This is a genomic window from Pseudoalteromonas sp. Ld19 (assembly GCF_045064135.1).
Classification (GTDB): Bacteria; Pseudomonadota; Gammaproteobacteria; order Enterobacterales; family Alteromonadaceae; genus Pseudoalteromonas; species Pseudoalteromonas aliena.
Map to the genome: position 1 here is coordinate 280,735 of NZ_JBISHA010000021.1, position 24,830 is coordinate 305,564.

24 protein-coding genes are annotated in these 24,830 nt (G+C 38.8%); 4 read left to right on the plus strand and 20 right to left on the minus strand.

Translation table 11 applies throughout. The features are described from left to right. Positions 1-136 precede the first annotated feature (136 nt). The 6 genes from ACJJVZ_RS13145 to galU form a co-directional block, all read right to left on the minus strand. On the minus strand, positions 137-1,339 hold the full coding sequence (locus tag ACJJVZ_RS13145; protein WP_405601089.1) for a VpsF family polysaccharide biosynthesis protein: 1,203 nt from the start codon (positions 1,337-1,339) through the stop codon (positions 137-139). Beyond that, positions 1,329-2,750 carry a lipopolysaccharide biosynthesis protein gene (locus tag ACJJVZ_RS13150; RefSeq protein ID WP_405621656.1) on the minus strand — a complete coding sequence of 474 codons (1,422 nt, stop codon included), beginning with the start codon at positions 2,748-2,750 and terminating at the stop codon, positions 1,329-1,331. Before ACJJVZ_RS13150 ends, ACJJVZ_RS13145 begins: the two co-directional genes overlap by 11 nt. 8 nt (positions 2,751-2,758) lie before the next feature. Then, positions 2,759-3,913, minus strand: coding sequence for a VpsD family glycosyltransferase (locus tag ACJJVZ_RS13155; RefSeq protein ID WP_405601094.1), 1,155 nt, complete (start codon positions 3,911-3,913; stop codon positions 2,759-2,761). Between the two features lie 118 nt (positions 3,914-4,031). Further along, complete coding sequence (wecC, locus tag ACJJVZ_RS13160) at positions 4,032-5,282, minus strand: UDP-N-acetyl-D-mannosamine dehydrogenase (RefSeq protein WP_405601096.1); 1,251 nt, start codon at positions 5,280-5,282, stop codon at positions 4,032-4,034. A 37-nt stretch (positions 5,283-5,319) separates the two neighbouring features. Next, positions 5,320-6,453 (minus strand): non-hydrolyzing UDP-N-acetylglucosamine 2-epimerase, encoded by a 1,134-nt coding sequence (wecB, locus tag ACJJVZ_RS13165; protein ID WP_182701338.1) that lies wholly within the window; start codon positions 6,451-6,453, stop codon positions 5,320-5,322. 34 nt (positions 6,454-6,487) lie between these two features. Then, positions 6,488-7,390 (minus strand): UTP--glucose-1-phosphate uridylyltransferase GalU, encoded by a 903-nt coding sequence (gene galU, locus ACJJVZ_RS13170; protein ID WP_405601099.1) that lies wholly within the window; start codon positions 7,388-7,390, stop codon positions 6,488-6,490. 260 nt (positions 7,391-7,650) lie between these two features. Between galU and ACJJVZ_RS13175 the strand changes: the two genes are divergently transcribed. The 4 genes from ACJJVZ_RS13175 to ACJJVZ_RS13190 all read left to right on the plus strand — a co-directional run bounded on the left by ACJJVZ_RS13175 (position 7,651) and on the right by ACJJVZ_RS13190 (position 12,285). Further along, positions 7,651-8,349 (plus strand): transglutaminase-like cysteine peptidase, encoded by a 699-nt coding sequence (locus ACJJVZ_RS13175; protein WP_405601101.1) that lies wholly within the window; start codon positions 7,651-7,653, stop codon positions 8,347-8,349. Continuing rightward, positions 8,333-10,339 carry an EAL domain-containing protein gene (locus tag ACJJVZ_RS13180; RefSeq protein WP_405601103.1) on the plus strand — a complete coding sequence of 669 codons (2,007 nt, stop codon included), beginning with the start codon at positions 8,333-8,335 and terminating at the stop codon, positions 10,337-10,339. Before ACJJVZ_RS13175 ends, ACJJVZ_RS13180 begins: the two co-directional genes overlap by 17 nt. Positions 10,340-10,360: 21 nt before the next feature. Further along, positions 10,361-10,906, plus strand: a complete 546-nt coding sequence (locus ACJJVZ_RS13185; protein WP_405601105.1) for a hypothetical protein — start codon at positions 10,361-10,363, stop codon at positions 10,904-10,906. Positions 10,907-10,968: 62 nt separating this feature from the next. Beyond that, positions 10,969-12,285, plus strand: a complete 1,317-nt coding sequence (locus ACJJVZ_RS13190; protein WP_405601107.1) for an O-antigen ligase family protein — start codon at positions 10,969-10,971, stop codon at positions 12,283-12,285. Between the two features lie 675 nt (positions 12,286-12,960). Here ACJJVZ_RS13190 and ACJJVZ_RS13195 read toward each other — a convergent pair. From ACJJVZ_RS13195 to yceD, 14 genes are all read right to left on the minus strand, one after another. Further along, positions 12,961-14,820, minus strand: a complete 1,860-nt coding sequence (locus tag ACJJVZ_RS13195; RefSeq protein ID WP_405601109.1) for an alkaline phosphatase D family protein — start codon at positions 14,818-14,820, stop codon at positions 12,961-12,963. A gap of 4 nt (positions 14,821-14,824) precedes the next feature. Further along, on the minus strand, positions 14,825-15,604 hold the full coding sequence (locus ACJJVZ_RS13200; RefSeq protein WP_273048947.1) for a TatD family hydrolase: 780 nt from the start codon (positions 15,602-15,604) through the stop codon (positions 14,825-14,827). Positions 15,605-15,621: 17 nt separating this feature from the next. Next, positions 15,622-15,948, minus strand: a complete 327-nt coding sequence (locus ACJJVZ_RS13205; protein ID WP_077538258.1) for a PilZ domain-containing protein — start codon at positions 15,946-15,948, stop codon at positions 15,622-15,624. A gap of 12 nt (positions 15,949-15,960) precedes the next feature. Next, entirely contained in the window at positions 15,961-16,875 is a 915-nt protein-coding gene (locus tag ACJJVZ_RS13210) for a DNA polymerase III subunit (protein WP_273048945.1), read from the minus strand. 1 nt (position 16,876) lies between these two features. Next, the gene (tmk, locus tag ACJJVZ_RS13215; RefSeq protein ID WP_077538260.1) at positions 16,877-17,503 is read right to left on the minus strand and encodes a dTMP kinase; all 627 of its coding nucleotides are present in this window, start codon (positions 17,501-17,503) and stop codon (positions 16,877-16,879) included. A 6-nt stretch (positions 17,504-17,509) separates the two neighbouring features. Next, a complete protein-coding gene (gene mltG / locus ACJJVZ_RS13220) occupies positions 17,510-18,496 on the minus strand; it encodes an endolytic transglycosylase MltG (RefSeq protein ID WP_405601114.1) in 987 nt (328 codons plus the stop codon). Continuing rightward, positions 18,490-19,314 carry an aminodeoxychorismate lyase gene (pabC, locus tag ACJJVZ_RS13225; protein WP_405601116.1) on the minus strand — a complete coding sequence of 275 codons (825 nt, stop codon included), beginning with the start codon at positions 19,312-19,314 and terminating at the stop codon, positions 18,490-18,492. Before pabC ends, mltG begins: the two co-directional genes overlap by 7 nt. A 58-nt stretch (positions 19,315-19,372) precedes the next feature. Further along, positions 19,373-20,611, minus strand: coding sequence for a beta-ketoacyl-ACP synthase II (gene fabF / locus ACJJVZ_RS13230; protein ID WP_077538262.1), 1,239 nt, complete (start codon positions 20,609-20,611; stop codon positions 19,373-19,375). A gap of 216 nt (positions 20,612-20,827) precedes the next feature. Then, entirely contained in the window at positions 20,828-21,064 is a 237-nt protein-coding gene (acpP, locus tag ACJJVZ_RS13235) for an acyl carrier protein (RefSeq protein ID WP_002962377.1), read from the minus strand. A 250-nt stretch (positions 21,065-21,314) separates the two neighbouring features. Then, positions 21,315-22,061, minus strand: coding sequence for a 3-oxoacyl-ACP reductase FabG (gene fabG / locus ACJJVZ_RS13240; protein ID WP_077538263.1), 747 nt, complete (start codon positions 22,059-22,061; stop codon positions 21,315-21,317). A gap of 11 nt (positions 22,062-22,072) precedes the next feature. Further along, positions 22,073-22,999, minus strand: a complete 927-nt coding sequence (fabD, locus tag ACJJVZ_RS13245) for an ACP S-malonyltransferase (protein WP_405601120.1) — start codon at positions 22,997-22,999, stop codon at positions 22,073-22,075. A gap of 52 nt (positions 23,000-23,051) precedes the next feature. Beyond that, entirely contained in the window at positions 23,052-24,092 is a 1,041-nt protein-coding gene (plsX, locus tag ACJJVZ_RS13250) for a phosphate acyltransferase PlsX (RefSeq protein WP_405601123.1), read from the minus strand. Between the two features lie 12 nt (positions 24,093-24,104). Continuing rightward, entirely contained in the window at positions 24,105-24,275 is a 171-nt protein-coding gene (gene rpmF, locus ACJJVZ_RS13255) for a 50S ribosomal protein L32 (RefSeq protein ID WP_002962381.1), read from the minus strand. Positions 24,276-24,284: 9 nt separating this feature from the next. Beyond that, positions 24,285-24,809, minus strand: coding sequence for a 23S rRNA accumulation protein YceD (gene yceD, locus ACJJVZ_RS13260; protein WP_077538266.1), 525 nt, complete (start codon positions 24,807-24,809; stop codon positions 24,285-24,287). Positions 24,810-24,830 lie beyond the last annotated feature (21 nt).

Genomic DNA, 24,830 nt, shown 5'->3' on the forward strand with positions numbered 1-24,830 from the left:
ACGTCGCTATTACGAGGTATCTCAGTAAATAAGAAGCGAAATATTCTAATGTTAACCTTGAAAAAAATACTTAGAAAAATCGTTGACGACAAAGTTGCCTTATATTTATTAATTAAAGCAACAACACAAAAACCTCTCATGCCTTATTCTCTAAAGAACGACTAAGGTATAAGGCACTGAAAAATAAGAGTAAAGCAGGTGTTTTGGTTGTTAATGCGTTATTTGTTAATGAAACAATAATAAATACAATGAGTGCAACACTAACCCTGATATTACTATTTCTCGCTAGCTTCACTGGTAATTTATAGCAGCTAACAATAAGTAAAAATGTGCAAATCAATCCAAAGCTCACAATCCAACCAATTAAATAATTTTCGATAACATCTATTTCAATATAAAACGCGATATTATTAATTAGCTCTTGCGATGCCCCAAAAACCCACTCAGAAGGGCTTAATTGTTCAAGAATAATAAACACATCAAACCGCGCTTGTGCACTGCCATCAACGTGTAACTTACTTAGAATACGTGACCCTATAGGTGTAAAAATAATAACTAGTGAAGTAAAAATGACCGCACAAAAAGTGAGGGCTTGCAACGCGGCAAATCGTATTTTTGTCATTTTAATACCCTTCGTTAAAAATGCAGGTATTTTAGGAGCGACGAGTATAAATGTGCCGAAAAGAAAAACCCCAACCGCTGCCCTGCCACCAAAAGCAAACAAAGCTAAAAAAATCACTGTAAAATATAGCAGGGTAGGAAAACGAGTTTGGTTCATTAAAAGTGGCGCTAAAGCAGCCGTAATTAATGCATTATTTAATGGATGCGTTAACAGCGCCGTTGAACGAAAATGACTAAAGCTTGAAAAGCTTACATCAACTAAAGTTTTACCCAAAATAAACTCTAAAATAGCAATCACTGCGTTAATAAATAATAAGTACGCCAACAGTCGCAATAACTTTTTTTTATGTTCTGAATTTAGCTGACTTAGCAAATAAACGGCTAATAACGCAGAGACAATTGTATCAATTAAATAAGCCATTCCTGAGGTGCCAAATCTAAATAATCCGTAAAATATCACCACAGAAATACTCAAGGTACTTACTAGCCAAGCACCTCTTAGCTCTTTGAGGTTTGCAAGCGGCTTATTGAGCCCTTTTTCAAGCGTTAACATTCCAATACAAAAAAATAGTATATAGCTCGTGATGTGTATTTTTCCTAAAGAGCTACCGCCATCAGAAACATACTGAATACCTAAATTTTCAAGTAAATAGCCACCCAAAATGAAAGACAATAAAAAAACGCAAAACATTATTTTATAAATATTTTCACTTTTCATATTGAGTAACCCATAATTTGCACTTTTTATAATTGAGTAGACCCATCACGGTTAAGAATATAAGTACCCCAAAAATAATATCTAAAAGAATATATAAAATAGGTATGTCTATAGATAAATAATTGTGGATACGAAGTTGACTAAGTAATAAAGCCATACACAATGAGGCAAGTAGTATTTTATAGACTTGTGTTGGCACATTGAATTTGTACCCTTTTTTAATTGATAAATACAAACTAGCTATACATGAAACCGTATTGGCAATAACAAATGCCCAGGCGGCCCCTATTAGTCCATAAATAGGTATAAGTATAATCAACGCAATTAAATTTATTACAAGGGACGCCAAGCTAATTCGGGGTATGTATTTAGTATGCAAAGAAAATTGTAAACCATGATCGATATAATGCGCTTTTATATTTAATATAAATACACCCGCACATAGAATGTAAATGATAGTTAAGCCTTGAGATAAATACTCTTCACTTAATAGCAGCTGAGTTATTGGTTCAGCCAATACACAAAATCCTACTAAAGAAGGCACTGCAATAAACATTAACAGCGTTAAATAATCTCCATGTGCCTTATAAAGCATGGCTTTATCATTGATCTTTTTTGTTAGTTCAGGATAACCTGGCAGTGCAACAACCATAAAAATAAGCGCACCAATGCCAAGTAAAATATTTGAAATTGCAGCATAAATTCCTGTTTGGGCTAGATCTAACGAATCCGCAATAAAGTAACGATCTAACCTGCTGGATATTGCAGCTACAAGTCCGCTTACCATTAAAGGGAGACCGTATGTATAAATAGCCTTTGCATCAACACCTCTGAGCTTTTTAAACCCCAAATTTAATGGTGTAAAAACCAACAAGCCAGCAAAAAAATAGCTTAGCGATAAAGAAAGTAACGCAATAAGCATATCAGTGCGAATTAAAAGACCCCCCCCTGTTAGTACAATAGCAAGTACTGACTGTAACAATACGGCTAGCCTGTACGGATTTAAACGTTCCATAACACGTGCTAATTCAAGGTAAAACAAATACAACGCTTTAGTAAAAAAAAGTATAAATGTGGCTATTAATATATTTAAACTTAACAGATCAGTTAAATATAAACCCAGAACCACTAAAGCAAATGCGGGTAGTGTGCAACACAGTATTATTGAACACGCGATAGCAGCAAAATGCGAATGTTCATCGCTACTTTTGCTTGGTAGTAAACGCAGCATACTCGAATTAATCCACTGGGCAGCGACCGCTCTGACTATTTCAACAGTAAGTAACATTAACGACAGCATGCCATATTCGGTGGTCGTAAGTAGTTTTGTATGAATACTAATTAAAGCAAAGACACTGATTGCAGCAAAAATTTGAACAGGCGCGTATTTTAAGAGTGCTTTTAACATCATTTATCCTGTTACTTTTTTTCAAGCAGTTGGTAATAAAGAAAATGATATTTTTTAATTATTTCAGATACATTAAACTCACTTTTGAGTACATCTACTGAAAATTCAGAATCATGTTCATTGATACACTTATTGATTTGGTCAACAGTCGTATTTTCGTTTAAATACAAAACCCCTAGTGACTCAAAAAAAGATTTCTTTTCACTTAAAATACCGACCTCAGTGCACAATAAAGGGAGCCCCGAAGCAATTATCTCCAATGGAACTAAGCCAAACGTTTCTTCTTTTGAAGTAAAAATACCGCAATCCGCATGACTATAAAGTTCAACAAGTTCTCGCTTATTTTTTTTACCTAAAAAGCTTATTTCACTACAAAGCCCCTGTTCTTCAACGGTATTTATAAGATTTTTTGAATAAAGTGCGTTGGATACCCCACCCACAATATTCAAATGGCAGTTAAAACCACTATTTTTTAATTTAGCGATTAAAAAAATCGCTTGCTCAATATTTTTTTTAGGATTAATTAAAGAGCAGGTAATAAACTGTAGCGAGTTATTGCTTGATCTAGGTGGTTTTTTTGAAGCGTTAAAAAAACTATCATCAATAGGGTTATATATTATTTCAGATTCAATACCATCTTCAAATAAGGCATCTTTAAGTATTTTTCCTACAACAATTTTTTTATCCCCTAATGACTTTGTCAGAAGAGGAATTATTTTTTCATATAAGAGGTTGTTCAAAAAACCAAAGCTATGACGGCCAATTTTTTTATAGCTGTGTATTGTTACAACCGATCTTCCATTGTGACCACAACCTAGCAAAGAACTCCAGAAATGTGTGTGAACTAAGGCTGGTTGCAGTTTTTTTAACAGCTTTCGAATATGCCAATTTTGCCATACTATTCCAGGTATTTTAAAACCCGTATGCTTGCTAGAACATGGCAACCAAATAAAATCGACATGCTTAGCTAAGCTAATAACTTCACCTGTGTAAGGTGTTTTACTTTGCGGATCTAAACCAATAATAGTGTATTTAAACTCGGGTTTTACTTGGCTAACCAAGTATTCTCCAAACATCTGGCAAACACTATCTACCCCACCGCAGTTTTCAGTGCCCCACTCATAAGCTGAGAGAGGCATAATTAATACTATATGTTGTTTAGACATAATAGTTATTCTTAATAAAACATACGGCTAAATTATTTAATAAAGCCAAATGTAAGGTGCATAAAGCACCTTTACATACATCACTTTTAATCGATTTAAAGGCAATCATCTGAATCTCTTAAACAATACCGCGAGTATCAATGACAACTTTTGTGGCAAACTGGGTTTTATCCGCTGCTTTAAATTGCTTATGATCAACAAGCACGACAATAATATTTGCTTGCTCTAACGCTGAATCAAGAGAGGTAAGTTCGACACCTTTTGACGCTAACTTTTCAGGAAGCTCATGTATATTAGGCTCTACCGCCAATATTTTACCAACATTTTTTGAAGCTAACTCTTGTACGATTTGAAGTGCTGGACTTTCGCGAAGATCGTCTATATCGGCTTTAAATGCTAAACCTAAGCATGCAATAACAGGACGTTTAAACTCGTCGGCCGCTTTAGTTATTTTGCTAATAACATAATACGGTTTAGCGTCATTAGTCAGGCGCGCTTGCTTTATAATGTTAGCTTCATCTGGGCAACTCGCTACAATAAACCAAGGATCAACCGCGATACAATGCCCGCCTACACCAGGGCCTGGGTTTAAAATATTTACGCGAGGATGACGATTAGCTAACTTTACCAGTTCCCAAACATTAATTTTAAGTTTGTCACATATTACAGATAGCTCATTTGCAAACGCGATGTTTACATCACGAAATGAGTTTTCAGTTAGTTTTGCCATTTCGGCTGTTCTTGCATTAGTAACAATGCATTCACCACGTACAAAAAGTTCGTATAATTTTACGGCTTTTTCGCTACATGCTTTGCTCATACCGCCTATTACACGGTCGTTTGAAACAAGCTCTTGTAAGACATAACCTGGTAATACACGTTCAGGGCAATGTGCAACATTAATGTCGGCGGCATCACCTTTGTCTTGTGGGAATGTTAGATCTGGACGGGCTTCACTTAACCACTGAGCTAGTTGTTCGGTTGCGCCTACTGGCGAAGTCGACTCTAAAATAACTAAGTTGCCTTTTTCGAGCACTGGTGCAATTGTTTTTGCTGCTGACTCGATATAACTTAAGTCAGCTTTATGATCGCCACTTTCGCTATGTATAAATGGTGTAGGTACCGCCACCATAAACACATCTGCTTTTTCTGGTGTGGTCGTTGCACGTAAATTACCGGTAGACACAACCCCTCTTACGATTATATCTAGATCTGGTTCTACAATATGGATTTCACCTGCATTTATTGTGTCAACTGCTTTTTGGTTTACATCTAAACCAATAACGTTAACCCCTCTTGATGCAATTACGGCTGCTGTTGGTAATCCTATATATCCTAAACCGACTACTGATACTGTTTTAATCGTCATAATAAAATCCTATATAAATAAGTCTGTAAAACGTCTATTACACGTTAAAGTGCTGTTTAATTTTTGAAATAATACGTTCACACGCTTTACCATCACCGTAAGGATTATGTGCGCGACTCATCGTTTCATAATCAGCTTGGTTTGTTAGTAAGTTTTTAACCTCATTAATAATGCGGTTTTTATCTGTTCCAACAAGTTTAACAGTGCCAGCAGCTACGGCCTCTGGGCGCTCGGTTGTGTCACGCATAACAAGTACAGGTTTGCCTAAGCTTGGCGCTTCTTCTTGAACACCGCCGGAGTCGGTTACAATTATGTGTGCTTTGCTCATAAGGTACACAAATGGTAAGTAGTCTTGAGGCTCGATAAGTTGTACGTTTTTAACATTTTTTAAGATACGGTTTACCGGTTCACGTACATTTGGGTTTAAATGCATTGGATAGAGAACTTGCGCTTCTGGATGAGCTGTGGCTATTTCAGCAAGGGCTTCACAAATACGCTCAAACCCGCCACCAAAACTTTCACGGCGGTGTCCGGTTACTAGAATTAGTTTTTTACTTTCATCCAATTCTGGAAATTTAGCTTGAAGAGTCTGAATTAATGTTTCGTCCGTTTTTACTTTATCAACTACTTGTAATAATGCGTCTATAACCGTGTTTCCGGTGACAATGATGTCATCAGCGTTTACGCCTTCGTTTAATAAATTTTGCTCGGAGGTATCTGTAGGCGCAAAATGTAGTTTGGTAATTGCTCCCGTTAATTTACGGTTGCCTTCTTCAGGCCACGGAGATGCTAAATTGCCGGTACGTAATCCCGCTTCTACATGCCCAACAGGAATTTGTTGATAAAAAGCAGCTAGACTTGCCGAAAGTGTTGTACTTGTATCGCCATGAACGAGAATTAAATCTGGCTTGAACTCTTCAAGTATTGGCTTTAGGCCTAAAAGAATATTTGTTGTTACGTCGTACAGGCTTTGCCCCGGCTTCATGATATCTAAATCATATTCAGGGGTAATTTCAAATAAGTCTAACACCTGATCAAGCATTTCTCTGTGCTGCGCTGTTACGCATACTTTTGCTTCGATGCCTTCAGCTAATTTTAATGCTTTAACCAATGGTGCCATTTTAATAGCTTCAGGACGTGTACCAAAAATACTTAATACTTTAATAGCCATGTTATTCCTTAATTTTAACGAATTCATTGTTGTTTTAACTAATGCTTGCAGCCATTAAGCTTTTAACTTGTTTGGTAAATTCTTCACCCATAACGCTCGATTGCATTGCATACTCTACATTTGCAAGCATATAACCTAGCTTTGAACCACAATCATGTGACTTACCTTTTAAGTGGTAAGCTTCTAGAGATTCTAGGTGGCGAAGTTGAAGTAGCGCATCAGTAAGTTGTATCTCATTACCAGCACCTGGGGGAGTATATTCAAGTAAATCCCAAATAGCTGGAGAGACTACGTAGCGACCTGTAATAGCTAAATTGCTAGGAGCATCGTCGCCAGTAGGTTTCTCTATCATATTTTTAATTATTGCGTTTTCACCTGGCATTATTGTTTTGCCAGCTAGATCAACAACACCATAATTATGGACTTGCTCAGCAGGCACTTTTTCAACCATTATTTGGTTATGGCCTGTTGTTTCAAAGCGAGTGATCATTTGCGCTAAATTATCAGTTTTTAGGTTCGACTTATATTGGTCTATAATCACGTCGGGCAATAAAATTGCGAATGGATTATTACCCACTATAGGACGAGCTTCTAAAATTGCGTGGCCTAATCCTAATGGGGCTGACTGACGAACAGATATAATAGTAACGCCCCTAGGGACTATTGATCGCACTTCATCTAATAAGCTTCGTTTTACACGCGCTTCTAATGTGGCTTCTAGTTCAAAACTAGTATCAAAGTGGTTCTCTATTGAATTTTTTGAAGCATGTGTAACAAGTATTATTTCTTTAATTCCAGCTTGTACGGCTTCATTTACAACATATTGAATTAAAGGTTTATCAACGAGGGGAAGCATTTCTTTAGGCGTTGCTTTTGTTGCTGGTAACATTCTTGTACCCAGGCCTGCAACTGGCAATACTGCTTTTAATACACTCACTTTAATTCCTTTTTAGTTACTTTAAACAGTAAATAACTTAAGCCGCGCAAAAAAATAAATACTGTCGACTTTACTAGCACCACAACCTTGTGGGCGAGCATTATACACAACACACTAATTCGCTCAATAAAAAAAAACACCCTTTACGATTGTTTTATGTTGCAAAAATGTTTCCACATTGAATTTTAGTGCTTTTATGAACTACCTTTCTAAAACTAATGCTATTATAATGACACTGTTTGCTTATTAGGGATTTGTTTGTGCGCGTAGGAATTTGCATTATTATATTAATTTCCTTTTTTGCTTGCGCTCAAGATATGCTTTTACACTTGCGCAATAGCGATATAATAGCCCGTGCCAAGCAGTTTTATGGTGATGATGGTCATCAAAGAATAAAAAATTGGCTGAGCTTTATAGACGAGTCTGCTAATGAAAGTGAGTGGCAAAAAATTCATTTGGTAAACGACTTTTTTAATAAGCACATAAAATATAAAACCGATGATGAGCTTTGGCAAAAAAAAGATTATTGGGCTACCCCGCTGGAGAGTTTAGGTGTAGGCATGGGTGATTGCGAAGATTATGTTATTGCAAAGTACTTTACTTTAATTGCCTTAGGTATCCCTGAAGAAAAAATCAGATTTATGTACGTGCGTCAACGTACGGTTAATCAACCGCACATGGTGCTTATCTATTTTGAACAACCAAATCAAATACCTTTTGTGCTTGGTAATTTTAATACCAAATTACTTCCTGCAAATAAACGAAATGATTTAACCCCTATATATAGTTTTAATGGCCAAGGTTTGTGGTTAGCAAAATCTAAAGGGTTAGGTAATAAGGTTAAAAATAGCCGTGGTGTATCTGCTTGGAACACTATGCTTGAACGGATAGAACAAGGTGAGCTTGCGCCCGCCAACAATAACAACAAAGGAACTCGTAGTTATGTCTCGAATTTTTAAATATGGATTAAGTTTAAAAACCCAAGTGTACGGCTTGATCATTTTAATTTCAGTGATCTCATTTTTTGTACGTGTAATTACTGATGTTGATACCACCCGTAATTATTTACAAACTCAAATGGCAAGCCACGCGCAAGATACAGCTACAAGTTTGGGGCTCTCTATATCTCCCTACCTAGACGATGAGAGCTTAATGATTGCGCAAACAATGGCTACCGCTATTTTTGACTCTGGCTATTATAATCAAATTAAATTTACCGATGTGCAAAATAATGTGGTGTTTGAGTTAAAAAACCCAAAAAGTGTGGAATCGGTTCCTAATTGGTTTATTAGTGCAGTTAAACTGAGTGCGCCGACTATGCACTCAGAAATAAATAACGGCTGGATGATGGCCGGAACACTTGACGTTACTAGCCATACTGGGCAGTCTTATCTTACTTTATGGCAGCATACTCAACGTAGTTTATATAGCTCGTTTTTATTGTTAGCGGCTTCACTGGCAATTGCGTTTTTAATTTTACGTGCTGTATTTAGACCTTTAAAAGCAGTAGAAAACCAAGCAAAGTTAGTTACTCGCAAGCGTTTTACATTAAACAACGAAATACCAGTAGCTCGCGAACTACGCACCGTAACCCAAGCCATAAATAATATGGTTATAAATTTACAAAGTACGTTTGACTCTTTAACTAAGCAAACCCAAGCGCTTACCGAAGAGGTCTACATAGATCAGCTAACTGGTTTTGGTAATCGAAAGTCGTTTGAAAATCACTTTAACTCTGTTGTAGGGGCTATTAGTGAAGACACCCCAATTACAGCGATGATGCTTACACTCCCCTCGTTGGCTAATATAAACCAAACTGTAAGCTACCAAGACGGTGACGAACATGTGCTTGATGCAGCCGCAACGCTTAAAACTCTCGTTACTGATTTATCAAATACACGGGTATTTAGGCTAAACGGCAGTACCTTTATTGTACTTGCTCCCTACGACACCTTATTTTTAAATAAGGCCCGTCTAGAGTTAACCGATGCGTTTGGCCAAAAAGAAAATAGCTTACATATTAATGGATTTGCAAATTTAGCACTTATTCAAGTTGATAATGGCGCTTCTATGGGTGACGTTTTATCGTCACTCGATACTGGCTGCACGATTGGTGAAGGCACTAACGTTAATAAAATCGATAAAGATACTTTATTAAGCGTAAACCAATGGCGTGCACTTATTAAATCTATTATAAATTCTGGCGAAGTCTGTTTTTCAGTACAACCTGTTAAGCAAGCTAACTCGGCTGATAAACAATGTTATTTTGAAGTGTTTGCTCATTTTACACACGAAGGTGAGAAAGTTAATAACGGCCACCTATTCGCCATGGCTGAAAAATTAAATCTCACCGAAGAGCTAGATAAAAAAATAATCCGTAACTTTGTCAATGTTAAAGAGCAACACCCTGATGACATATTTGCCCTAAATATTAGTAAAGCCTCTTTATACTCTACCGACTTTATACAATGGCTAACACTGTATGCGCAAACCAAACCGGTAATCAAAACGAACCTATTATTTGAACTGCATGAAATTAGTTTACTTCATAATGTACATATCGCGTCTTTACATATTGACGCTATAAAAGAAATTGGCATCAATGTATGTATTGAGCACTTTGGCACTAGTTTAACCTCGTTTAGGTATTTACAAGGCCTTGATGTTGAATATGTGAAAATTGACGGCAGTTACATACAAGACTTAGTAACAAATACCCAAAGCCAGTTTTTTATTCAAACCGTTAATAACATTTGTCATGGTTTTGGGATTAAGGTTTTAACCTGTTTAATTGAAAAACCTGAGACTTTAAAAGTACTTGAAAGCTTGGGATGTGATGGTGTACAAGGTAATTTAATTATGCCACCGTCCAAAATTATTAAATCTAATGATAATGGCGTAAATAAAGAGTTTACTTTTTGCACCGATGCGCTAAAATTTTGCAATTAATACTCAATCAAGGGATGAGAAATGAAAAAATTAATTTTAGCTGGTTTAGTTACCGGTGCATTTGCACTTACTGCTTTACCTGCCTATGCACAAACGGATAATGATGCAGTCGTTCAAGAAACGAGTATTAGCAGTATTCTTGCTATTCTGAACAACGTAACAACTGATACAACACCTGAGCAACTACAAGCAGAACTAGTAGAAGCGATTAAACGAATTTGTAAAAATAAAGAAAAAGTAGAGGTTGACGAAAAGCTTCTCAATGGGGCGTGTGGTGCTAGCGATATTGACGCGATGATTAATGCAGTTGTTGCAAGCTTTGGTGCAGACAGCCCGTTGATTTCTGATTTTTTAGCCGCTCTTTCCTTGGCGGGATTTGATTCGGATACCATTACACTTGCTGCAATTACAGCTGGCATTGATGCCACGACAGCTTCTGAAGCGACCGCTGCGGGTCCAGCTCCTGGTCAAATAGCGCCTCCAGTTGTAAGTTTACCAACTCTTCCAACACCTCCAGGTGCTGGCGGCACTGGTGGCGATACTGGAATTTCTGAAGTCGGTAACTAATCGTTACTTAAATAATAATATAAACGCAGCCTTGAGGCTGCGTTTTTGCTTTTGAGTTTATTTTGAATCGTTTCATATTCGTTTGTATCTGCACCATACTCTTTTTACTTCCCCTCCCTTTAGGCAGTTATAGGCCTTGGGCTATTTTAGCTATGGGTATTTTAATTGCTGCTACGTTTTGCACTCACTTAGTTAATAGTGTTATGAACGACAAGCAAGCGCTTTATCCTCCGTTATACGCTTGGCCTTTATTTAGTGTGCTTGGCGTTGTTGTTTTGGTGTGTGGTATACAGTTATTAGGCACCAGTGTAGATGCTTTTCAAACAAAGCAAATGCTTCTTAAAACTAGCTTTATGATACTGTTTTGCTGGTTAATATTTATCTACTGTAATAATGCTCTTCGAATCAGAAAACTCATTTATGCCATTATTTGTGCGGGTGTATTCCAAGCCTTATATGCCAGTTACTTAAATCTGTCACCCGATATCGTTAGCCCTTTGTTTAGTTATAAGCATACTGATCGTGCAATTGGGACATTTACATACTCTAACTTTTTAGCAAACTATTTATCTCTGTGCTTATGTTTAGGTATTGGTGTTTTGATCAGCGAGTTAAAAAGAAGTAATAGTGATTATAAACAAACTTTTGAGCAAACCATGCGAGCTTGGGCTGAAATATTATTAAGTTCCAAAATTATATTGCGAGTGTCTTTAATTATAATTATTGTTGCACTTATTTTAACCCGCAGCCGCATGGGTAACTCGGCCTTTTTTATTGCTCTGATGATAATAAGCGCACTCGCTTTATTTATATACAAACAAAAACCTCGATCATTCAAATTACTCATTGTTAGTTTTTTTATTATTGATTTAATTATCATTGGTGCCATATTTGATGTAGAAAAAGTAAAACAGCGGATCACTGAAACTAGCTTACATTCAGAAACTCGTGACGAAGTAGTTCGCGACTCAATTCCGCTTATATTAGATCATCCGTTTTTAGGCGCCGGCGGTGGTACGTTTTATACCGCGTTCCCTCAGTATCAATCTGAGCCCTACTCTGGCTACTATGATAACGCTCACAATGATTATGTTCAGTTTGCAGCCGAACTTGGCATACCCGCTACATCACTACTTGGTTTGCTTGTGCTTTATTGTTTATGGTTGAGTATTTCGACGATGCGAAAGCGTAAAACGGCGCTATTTCAGGGAGTGGCCTTTGCTTGTGCCACAGCCATAGTCGCGATGCTACTACACTCATCGGTTGACTACTCACTGCAGGCCGGCGCAAATTCAATGCTATTTATCACTATTTTATGCTTAGCAATATTAACCAATAAATTACCTGCGCCCAAGCGAAACCGAAAAGAGCATGGTTAAATACAAAGGCAAGTAATTACCTAATATAGAGTGATTAGAAGCTGCGCTTTTAACGCGGGCAAGCTCTGCGTCTACCGCTAAGGTTCAATTTACTTGCGTCTAAAAGCAACGCTATCGAACTTGCTAGTATATCAATAATAAATTAACCACGAGGGCACGGAGAAGAAAAAGAGAAGTAATTTTAGGAGCTAGGGCGTGTTGACCTTTCGTGATTGATTTTGCAGCAGACTGTTTGGTATTTAGGCAAGGCAGAGTCTATGTAGTGTGGTTATTCCCCATAAATAGGCGATAACGCAGCATAAATGCCAAACATGCGCTGCCCTTTGGGTTCTTTCTAGGGGCAATTTACTCTTTGTTGCTCGGTTTTTACTTAGCCCACTAGGTTACAAACCTCGCGCCGCGATTAAATCGTCCCTAGATTGAACAAATTTCAATCCACAAAGGTCAACACGCCCTAGTAACTGCAAACAAATTTAACTTAGCTTTTCTCTGTGTAACGCAAGGCGCCTCTGCACTCTCGGTGGTGAGACCAATGTTTTAAGTAATGAGAAGCTTCACTTCTAACGTGAGCAAGCTCAACATCTACCGGTAAAGTTAAACACTGTGGTTAAACTCACTTGTAGACCACAGCTTGCTGGCGTTTAAAATCTACGCTTTTACGTTCATGGATACTTTTTAGTTATGCTCTAAATCAAACTCAGTTAAATGCCCGTCGCCATGGATAAGCTGGTAGCGGGATAAATTCCCCTGCTCTAAGGTTATTAAACTAATAGCCGAATCACTCACTAAATATTTTTGCCCTTCATCTATAGTTTGGTGTTTATCTACTTCCATATGCCAGCGCTTTGTAAAAAAGTTTAATGGACTTTTTGGACCGTATAAAATGGAGTCGAGCTTATCAAGTACGTTTATAAGTTTACGAGGGAATTCGTTTTTAATGCCACTGGCAGTGAGTTGCCAAATTCGGTTGGGGTGATCACCAAAACGCTTTTGCACCGAAAAACAGAACGAGTAATGTACGTCTCCAGATAGAATAAGTGTTTCGTTAGGTGTGTCTGTGCGTCTAAACGTATCAAGTAATTTTTTAGCCGAGCCTTCGTGTGCCATCCAATTTTCTACGTCAACCATAAGCGGTTGCCCACAAATATTAAACATGGCTTGAATCGCTTCTATTGATTTAACACCAAATACGGGGGCCGGCGATACAATAATAACTTGTTCGTGACTTAACAGGCTTTCTTCAAGATCAGTTAAACGCGCCCAATCCAGTAAACCAGACGGTTCGTTAAAGTTTGACTCGTTACGCCAGCGATGTGTACGGGTGTCTAGCACAACAACTTTAGGTGTTGTAGTTAGTTCGTAATGCCAGTAGTTAAACTCATGTAAGGACTTGTCAAATGCTTTAAATTGCCAAACATCCTCATCAACTAAGCTATCTTTGAACGGTTGTATTAATGCGCTTGTTTTAGTGAGTGCATCATTACCTATTCCTTGAAACAACCAATAACTGGCTAAGCCATTGCTCACAATACGTTTACTACTTTTATTTTGACTTATTGCTTGCTCCCACCCAGCAGTAAGATTCCAATCATCCGTGACATCGTGATCGTCAAACATCATCAACGTAGATACATTAGCAAATAACCGCTCTACCTCACTCAAACCTTCTGCATAATCAATTAGAGCCGTTTTTTCAGCATTGAAAATAGTCTGATTTTTATTATTTTCCCCCGTATATTGCGTCTTCTCTAGATCAACACATGCCCAAGCTGCCGCACTAAAATTCAGCAAATAGAGCGCGATATATTCTTCAAAATAAATAAGGTGATTGTAAGCCTTGACGCTTGAAAAGTGCGGTTCGTCTTTTTTTAACCAATAACCTACGCCTAACTTAGAACGATTTTGCCAAGGCGTTTTAGGTAAAAAATGATGCCTATTATAAAGCTGCTCGTTTATATCGCTGGGTAAAGCAAGCTCAAGTGGTTGCTCTTTATATATGCCAAGCTTATCTATTAATTGATAAATAACCAACAACATAGGCCCTGCTACATCATCGGCATACACCTGATCGCCGCTGAGCAAAAGTAGCTGCGCACCTTGTTCATTCTTACTGCGCTGAGTATTTTGCCATTTACTTGCCGATACTAAACTATCTTTTGCTGGGTGATGTGCGTTACGACACGAACCATGCAAAATATCAGTCAGTTTATTGGGAATTATAAACGCGGGAGTTGGCTGATTTTCAAAACACCAATGAGATAAATCAATGCTCTTACCATCGATAAAAAGCGCATAAGGGAGCTGTGTATCGAGAGGAAACTGCTCGTTTATAGGTTTTATAACAACAAAGTGTAAAAATAAGTGTTCGCCTAGCGCAATACTTTGCTGTTCACTGTAACTTTCGTTATTTATAAGATCTATACGACAATTTGCAGGCTTGGATGTAGCAAACTGAATGCACACACCCGCTTGCTCTGCACGGCGCACCATTGGCCCCATTAGTAAAATAGGAAGTTGCCCCGTTTTAGTCATCATAGGGTTAGCCTTTAGCTGCTAATTTAAATAAAGAGTAAAAATTGTCAGTCGTCGCTTTAGCTAACTCGTTAAAACTAATACCCTTTAATTCACTTATATAATAAGCGACATCTTCTACGTACGCTGGCTGATTAGTTTGCCCGCGATGGGGTACTGGCGCTAAATAAGGCGAGTCGGTTTCTATTAATAAACGATCGAGTGGAATTTTTTTAACAACGTCTTTTAGCTCTACCGCATTTTTAAACGTAACAATGCCTGAAATAGAAATATAAAAACCCATGTCTATGGCTTTTTTAGCCATATCCCAATCTTCTGTAAAACAATGTAATACACCGCCGCAATTTTCAGCTTTATGCTCACGCATTAAGTTAATAGTGTCGTCGCGTGCATCACGAGTATGAATAATTAACGGCTTTTGCAATTCGTTAGCCACTTCAATATGCCCAACAAAACTAGCTTGTTGCACTGCGTGTGTGTCTTTTGCGTAGTAGTAATCTAGGCCTGTTTCGCCAATCGCAACTACTTTTTCATGCGATGCGAGTTCGGTTAATAATTGTTTATTAAGCGCGTCTTTTTGATCAAGCGGATGAACACCACAAGAGGCTGATACATCAGCATAATGCTTAATTTTATCGAGCATACTTGGAAACTGATCAAGTGTTACGCTTACACATAAAAAATGTTCAATCTTTTTTGCGCGCGCTTTATCAAGCACTTGGTCAAGGTTTAAATCGAGTTTATCAAAATCAAGACGGTCTAAATGGCAATGTGAATCTACTATCAAAATTGAGCCTGTTATTACTACATGGTGTAAGTTGGATTACCGGAGTTTAACATAGTCCCCAGTAGTTTTTCGATCTTGGCATTTAGGTTTGTTTTATCATCTAAAAAGCTAATACCTATGCCAGGCGGGTTTGAACTTTGTGCGCCTTGAGGAGTGATCCACGATACTTTACCGGTGACTACGTCATCCTCTAGTGCATCGGGTAATGTGACTCTAAGCGCCAATGAATGACCCGCTTCGTAGCGCATATTCGTTCGCACAAACAAGCCCCCTTTGTTTAGATAAGGCATATAACAGCGATATAACTCATCGAGGTCATCTATATCAACTAATAGCTCTTGCATGTTTAGTCCTGTTTATTGATTACGTAATATGTACGCTAATCGCGATACTGCCAGCGATAAATTAAGGCCAAGGATCTTTGTATTATTTTGCAAAAACTCGCTCAGTGCTTGTTGCGCAACTTGATACGCTTCAAAGTTCATACCTTGCAACAGCTGCTGCTTTAATTGCTCACTTAAGAACAAAGTAAATATACGAACAAGCTCAGGCTGTTTATTTATAATATCGACTAACGCTTTGAAATTATGACTTTGTTTAAACTCAGTTGCAAATTTATAGAGCATATCAATACTTTGTAGCTGATTTTGCTCTTGCCACTGCTTTATTTGTAACGGCTGGTTGTAAAAAAGAGGTAACCAGCTATAACCGGTAATTTGCAATGCTTCAAGCCATTGCTGGGCAAGCTGTGTGTTTGTTACTTTTACATCGGTTTTAGCACAACGGCTCAATATAGTCGCTGGAAGTTGCGCAGCTTGGCTTGTGGTCAGTATTAAAAATCGGCTATTACTTGGCTCTTCTAATGTTTTTAATAATGCATTTGCTGCGGCTGTTGTCATTTTTTCACAGTTTTCGATGACAACAACTTTGTTGCCATTTTGCGCTGCAGAGTGATGCATAAAATCACTAATACCCCGAATATCATCTACGCCTATACTTTGCCCATCTACCTGCGTTAAACGTTTATCGGGATGTGTACCCGCGAGTGTTAACGAACAACTCTTACAATGTCCGCACGGGGCTAAAATGCTGTTAGGAGCCGCTGATTGCGCCACTACATTTTGGCACAATAGTGCATTAGCTAACTGATCACTTAACTCAAATTTACCAACACCAATAGGCCCGCAAAATAATTGCGCATGATGAAAGCGATGGCCACGAAAGCTTTGCGCTAAGCGTTGCTCTGTATCGTGTAACCAAGGCAATGCCATGTTATTTTAACCCTTCAAAAAATGTACGTAATACGTTGGTGATATCACGATGCACTTTGTCAATATCTTGATTTGCATCAACTGTTTGAATTGAACTATCGTCACTAGCAAGCTCAAGGTAACGCATACGTGTACGTTGAAAAAACTCAATCGCTTCTTGTTCTATACGATCTAACTCACCTCGCCCTTTCGCACGTTCAAGGCCAATAACAGGGTCAATATCAAGGTAAATAGTTAAATCAGGTTTTAGTCCTTTTAATACCATTGACGATAACGACGCGAGTGTATTTGAGCTAATACCACGCCCGCCACCTTGATAGGCTTGAGACGATAAATCATGACGATCCGCAAGTATCCATTTGCCTTGCTCAAGCGCTGGATTAATTACGTTATGCATCAACTGCGAACGTGCCGCATACATAATTAACAGCTCGGTCTCGAATGCAATTTCTTCAGTGTGTTCTGCTTTTACAAGGGTGCGTAGTGACTCGGCTAGCGGTGTACCACCTGGTTCGCGTACGTTTATAAAGTCGATCTGTTTTTTGTTTAAGAAATCTTGGCATAATGAAATTGCCGTAGATTTACCAGCGCCTTCTAGGCCTTCAATGACGATAAATTTTGGTTTCATAAAAAATTAATTCTTTTTATTTAATATATACGTTTTAACTGCTGCATTGTGCTGTTTTAACGTGGTTGAAAATTGATGACTGCCATCACCTTTTGCGACAAAGTAAACGTATTCACTGTGAGGTGGATTAACAGCGGCTAAAATAGCGGCTTTGGATGGCATGGCTATCGGTGTAGGCGGTAACCCCTTAATACGATACGTATTGTAGGGTGTGTAGTCACGTAAGTCTTTGCGTTTAATATCACCATCAAAATTCTCTCCTAACCCATATATTACGGTTGGGTCGGTTTGAAGGCGCATATTGGTATTTAATCTATTTACAAACGCTGAGGCAATTAACGGACGCTCGCTGGCAAGCCCCGTTTCTTTTTCAATAATTGAAGCCATTATTAATACTTCATAAGCTGAGTTATAAGGTAAATTTTGTGCCCGTTGCTGCCATGCATCATCGAGTGTTTGCTGCATTTTTTGCGCTGCACGTTTTAACACACTGCTTGCGGTATCGTTATTATGATAATGGTACGTATCGGGAAATAACCACCCTTCAAGGTGTATATCGCTACTCAATACTTGCTGACTTAGTTGCTCAATGTTTAAATCATTTTTTAAGTTAGTGGTATTTTTAATCGCCGCTAACACATCGCGCAGTGCTTGGCCTTCAATAATAGTAAAACTAAAGCTAACTTGTTGCCCTTGATTTATTTTTTTTATGTTATCGATAACGCTCGTATTTGAAAGCGCGTAAAGTCCCGCTTTTAAATCGGTGAGTGTTGGATCTAGTTTTGCGATTATTTGATAACGCCAGCAGCTATCTACCCAATTATTAGCTTGCCACTGCTTACAGAGCTTATTAAAGCCAGTGCCGCGTTTAACTTCAAACTGGGTGTTATTCGTTACCATTAAAGGGGTATTTATTGTCGTTTGTAATTGCTGATAACCAATAGCAGTCGTTATAACAGCTAAAAAAAGCACTGATAAAATAACTTTTAACACTTAGCCTCCTTGGCTAATAATTTAGTGAGTAATGCATGGCTGTTGGCTGTATTAAACACCTGTTGCTCAATACTTTTTACAGGCACTGCTCCCATTAAGCTATTGCACACAAATACGGCGTCGGCTTGGGTTAAGTCTTCTACTAGCACGCGTTTAAATTCAACAGGCAATTTATCACATAACGATTGCAGATAAACGCCCTTTATTCCGCACTCATCAACCAATGGTGAAAATACTTTATGATTTTTAATCGCAAAAATATTGGCGGCAGATGCTTCAATTACATTGTTATTGTGATCAAGGACTAATACATCGTCGCAGTTTTGCGTTTGCATCGCTCTTTTTATAAGTACTTGCTCAAGGCGGTTTAGTGTTTTAAGTCCCGCTAAATAAGGCTGAGCTGCTAATTTAATGGGGCTTATTTCAAGCCTGACTCCTTTTTTAGCAAGTGCACTATAATTGCGGGGGTAATCGAGCACACTCAATAAAATAGTAATATTACATTCACTTGGTAAACCATAACCACGCCCACCTTCACCTCGGGTTATCAGTATTTTGAGCACACTGAGCTGCAGATCGGTTATTTGCTGTGTGATTTTATTTTCAAGGCTATAAAAGTCTAACTCAGGAAACCCCAGACGCTCTGCACATTCAATCAAACGCGCTTTATGATGAGGCCAATACTGTACTTGCCCATCAACAACTTTAGCCGTTGTAAAAAAGCCATCACCATAGTTTAAGCCACGATCGCTTATGCTGATGGTGCTGCTACCACGTGCTGTAATAATTGTTTGTGTATGGTTTATTATTTTTTGCATAAAAAAAAGCTCAGTTAAACAACTGAGCTCTTATAAGTTAGTTCGTTGTTAAAAAAGATTATACCTTTTTAAACAGCAACGAGCCATTAGTACCACCAAAGCCGAACGAGTTACACAGTGCAAAGTCTAATTTGGCATCACGTGCAGTGTGCGCAATGTAATCTAAATCACAGCCTTCGTCTGGGTTATCAAGGTTGATTGTAGGAGACACTTTTTGATCTGTAAGCGATAAAATCGAAATAATTGACTCAACAGAGCCCGCTGCACCCAGTAAGTGTCCCATCATTGACTTAGACGAACCAACCATTACATCTTTAGCTGCATTACCAAAAATAGACTTAACAGCCGCAGTTTCAGCTTTATCACCAGCATGCGTTGATGTACCGTGTGCGTTAATATAACCCACTTGCTGTGCGTTTACTTGCGCATCGTTTAACGCGTTTTCCATCGCCAGTGCGGCCCCAGCACCGTCTTCTGGCGGTGAGGTCATGTGGTGCGCATCACCACTCATACCAAAGCCAACCAGCTCGGCATAAATTTTAGCGCCACGTGCTTTAGCGTGTTCGTATTCTTCAACGACAACAACACCTGCCCCATCAGATAATACAAAGCCGTCACGGTCTTTGTCCCAAGGACGAGAAGCCGCTTGTGGATCATCGTTACGGGTTGATAATGCGCGCGCCGCATTAAAGCCACCCATACCAATTGGTGTGCTTGCTTTTTCTGCACCACCGGCAACCATTGCATCTGCATCACCGTATGCAATCATACGCGCTGCATGACCAATATTATGCAAACCTGTTGTACAGGCTGTCACAATAGAAATATTTGGCCCTCGGAGTCCATGCATTATTGATAAATGACCAGAAATCATATTAATAATGGTAGAGGGTACGTAAAATGGTGAGAGCTTACGTGGACCGCTATTTAATAGTTTAACGTGGTTTTCTTCTATAAGCGTTAATCCACCAATGCCAGAGCCCACAGCAACACCTATACGTGTTGCATTTTGCTCTGTTACTTCTAGACCAGAATCTTTAAAGGCTTGAACACCCGCTGCAATACCGTACTGGATAAATAAATCCATCTTTTTAGCATCTTTTGCTGGCATGTAAGCCGATGCATCAAAGTCATTAATTAAACCAGCGAACTTTGTACCAAATTTTGATGTGTCAAAGTGAGTTATTGTTTGAATACCACTTTTACCATCTAATAAGCCTTGCCAGGTTGATTGAACATCATTACCTAACGGCGTCAACATTCCTAAGCCAGTTACGACGACTCGACGTTTAGCCACGGTTTGCCTCCAATAAGGGATATTTTTATAAGGTGGATGATCATACCCAAGCTACCTCAAAGTACTAGTCTCAAAATAGATTAAAAATGCATAACACAAACAAAAATAATTTTTAATTAAGATTGGCGGTTAAGGCTAGGTTTTGAATCATGAACTTTGAGGTGGTTTGGATATATAGATTAAGGGCAGCGAATGCTGCCCTTAATGTGCGATAAATTACTCAGCGTGAGCTGTAACGTAATCGATTGCAGTTTGTACTGTAGTGATCTTTTCAGCTTCTTCGTCTGGGATCTCAGTATCAAACTCTTCTTCAAGAGCCATAACTAGTTCAACAGTATCAAGAGAATCTGCACCTAGGTCATCTACGAAAGAAGATTCATTTTTAACTTCTTCTTCTTTAACACCTAGTTGTTCAATAATAATTTTCTTTACGCGTTCTTGGATATCGCTCATTCTTCTTTCCTTTATTAAAAACGCCAATGCGTTATTTTCAGATTGCCGCGTAGTTTACGCCGCATAATTCTCTGATTCAATGATTTGACCATAAATAATTATCTGGTCAAACCTCTGAGAGTAAGTTTTGTCTTTTATCGCTTATTTTCGCAGCGATTTCAAGTATGTTTAAAGCAAGTTCACAAAAAATTCAATGTTTTTGAGTTACTCTACTTAACTTAAATTAGTTTTAGTACAGGTAAAATAACGATTAAACCATGTACATCGCACCATTTACATGCAAAGTTTCGCCTGATACATACGCCGCAGCATCAGATGCTAAGTAACAAACTGCAGCGGCTATTTCGTCAGGTTGACCTAAACGCCCTGCCGGTACATTCGCAAGTGTAGCTGCTTTTTGATCGTCACTGAGTTCATCGGTCATATCCGTTTGAATAAAACCAGGCGCTACAACATTTACTGTAATACCACGAGAAGCCACTTCGCGTGCAAGCGATTTAGAAAAACCAATTACACCGGCTTTAGCTGCCGCATAATTAGCTTGCCCTGCATTGCCCATAGTACCGACTACTGAGCCTATGTTAATAATACGACCGTTCTTTTTCTTCATCATTGGACGTAATACCGCTTTAGATAAACGGAAGATTGAGCTTAGGTTGGTATCGATAATATCATCCCACTCAGACTCTTTCATACGCATTAATAAGTTGTCACGTGTAATACCTGCGTTATTTACAAGTACATCGATGTCACCTAAGTCCGCTTTTATTGCCGCAAGTGTTGTCTCTATTGATGCAGGATCAGTGACGTTTAGCGCATAGCCCTTACCATTGTCACCTAAATATTCACTGATTTTAGCAGCGCCTGACTCACTGGTCGCAGTACCCGCAACTTTTGCACCTTGTGCAACTAAGGTTGTTGCGATTGCTTTACCAATACCACGGCTGGCGCCGGTGATGAGGACAACTTTGCCCTCTAAAGAAAATAAATTAGACATTATATATACTCTTATTTAGCTGCATCAATTGAAGCGGCATCGTTTACTGAGCCACAGTTCATTGCTTTATCGATTCGTTTTGCCAGCCCTGTTAGTACTTTACCAGGACCAAATTCGTAGCTTTGCGTTACACCTTGTGCAACTAATGCTTGTACTGTTTCAGTCCAGCGAACTGGGCTATAAAGCTGGCGTACTAGTGCATTTTTGATCGCATCAGCACAACGCTCTACTTTTACATCAACATTATTAATTACATCACACTTAGGTGTATTAAATGTTAAAGCGGCTAAATCAACAGCTAATTTATCAGCTGCTGGTTTCATTAATTCACAATGCGAAGGGACACTTACAGAAAGTGGTAGTGCACGTTTAGCACCAGCATCTTTACATGCTTGCGATGCTCTATCTACTGCCGCTTTATGGCCTGCAATAACAACTTGGCCTGGGGAGTTGTAATTTACTGGAGAAACAACGTCGCCTTGGGCTGACGCGGCGCAAGCTGCTTTAATTTCTTCATCGCCTAAGCCAATTATTGCCGCCATTGAACCTATGCCAGCAGGGACTGCTTCTTGCATATACAAACCACGGTTTTCAACTAGTTTAACCGCTTCGCTCAAGCTAATAACATCACTACATACCAGTGCTGAGTACTCTCCTAAGCTGTGGCCTGCCATAACAACGTCAGTATCAGGGTTTGCTGCTAACCAATCACGATAAATAGCAACACTCGCTGTAAGTAAGGCTGGTTGAGTTCGATGAGTTTGATTTAGTTTTTCTTCTGGTCCATTAAGGACTAACTCTGCTAAGTCGTAACCCAGTGCATCAGATGCCTCAGCAAATGTTGCTTTAGCACTCTCTGAACTCTCTAGTAGCGCGTGTAACATGCCAACGCTTTGCGAGCCTTGACCTGGGAATAGAAGTGCAATTTTTTGTGCCATACTTTGCTCTTTTTAATTAAACAAATAAATAATGAATTACACGGCACATCAATTATTGATTGACCGCCGTGTCTTTAGAATGTGTTTTTTCGAAAATAGCAGCTATTTTATCAGGAAGTTGACGTTCAACTTCCTTAACTGCTTCATCGATTGCAGCTTGAAATGCTTTAGCGGAGGCATTTCCATGGCTTTTAACGACAATACCGCGCAATCCTATCAGAGAAGCACCGTTATACTGGTCGGGGTTCACCCTTTTATAGAGTTTTTTTATTATTGGACGCAACATAAACGCCAAACATTTGTATAAAATGTGTTTTTCGAGTGCTGCTGTAAACTTATTCATAATAAGCTTAGCAATACCTTCACATGTTTTAAGCGCAACATTACCAACAAATCCTTCGCATACAATTACATCAGCTTTACCTGTAAAAATATCGCTACCTTCACTGTAACCAATATAATTAATGTAGGGGCTTTGCTGCATTAATTGTGCGGCCTGTTTAATATCATCATGGCCTTTAATGTCTTCAGCGCCGATATTTAATAAACTAACACGAGGGTTATCAGTGCCCAGAGCTTGCCCTGCCACTACAGAGCCCATAATGCCAAACTGATACAGCATTTCGGCGTCGCAATGTACATTAGCGCCCAAATCGAGCAAATATACTGGGTTTTTACGCTCTGTGGGTACCGCTGAAATGAGTGCAGCACGTTTAACGCCTGGCAGCATTTTTAATACGTAGTGAGCCATAAAGAATAGCGCGCCCGTGTTACCAGAGCTGACACATGCTTGAGCCTCACCCGATTTAACTAAATCAAGGGCGACACGCATAGAAGAATCTTTTTTTGAACGCACAGCAATTGCAGGTTCGCATGCATTTGTGACAATTTCACTGCAATGACGAATTATAAGTCTTGGGTGAGATAAAGAATCGAGGGATTCGAGTTCTTTAGATATAACCTGTTCGTTACCACACAAAATGAGTGTTAAATTGGCATGAACATTTACCGCATGAACGGCAGCAGGAATAGATGAACGGGGGCCGTAATCGCCCCCCATCATATCTAACGCTATGGTTAGATGATTCAGCATATAAGTAATCTCTTATTTAGAAATTACTTGAACGCCTTTGTAGTAACCATCTGCAGTCACATGGTGACGACGATGAGTCTCACCAGATGTTTGATCTACAGTTAAAGTTGGACCACTGATCGCATCGTGTGAACGGCGCATGCCGCGTCTTGCACGAGACTTTTTGCTTTTTTGTACAGCCATAGTCTTCTCCTAAGAATCTTTCTTAAGTTGTTTCAAAATATCAAATGGATTAGGTTTATCATCTTCCGCCTTTAAAACACCAAAGCTGGCAGGCTTTGCTGAATAACTGCATGAAGCTTCGTTGTGGGTAGCCACTAATGGAATTGCTAAAATCAGTTCATCTTCAATTAAATTAAAGATGTTAACTTCACCATTTTCATCAAGTGCTACTTCATCGTAGTCTTCTGGAAAAATATCTAACTCAGTATCTTCACCTACTGGTGAATATACAAAGTCTTGAACCAAATCCAACCCTAAATCACCATTACAACGTTGACAAATTACAGTTACGTGTGTGGACAAATTGCCTCTAATCACAGCGAAACCTTGATCGTCGTTTTTGCAATGAATTTTTACCGCTATTTCACCTACTTCTTCCTGCACAACTTTCTCTAAACGAGTAAGTTTTTCAAGCGGTACAATTCCGTCATACTTTAAACGGTGCTGCGCTGCTTTGCCTGGATGAAGAGTGATGGGAATTTTCACCTTTTGCATAGGGGCTGCATCATATAGATA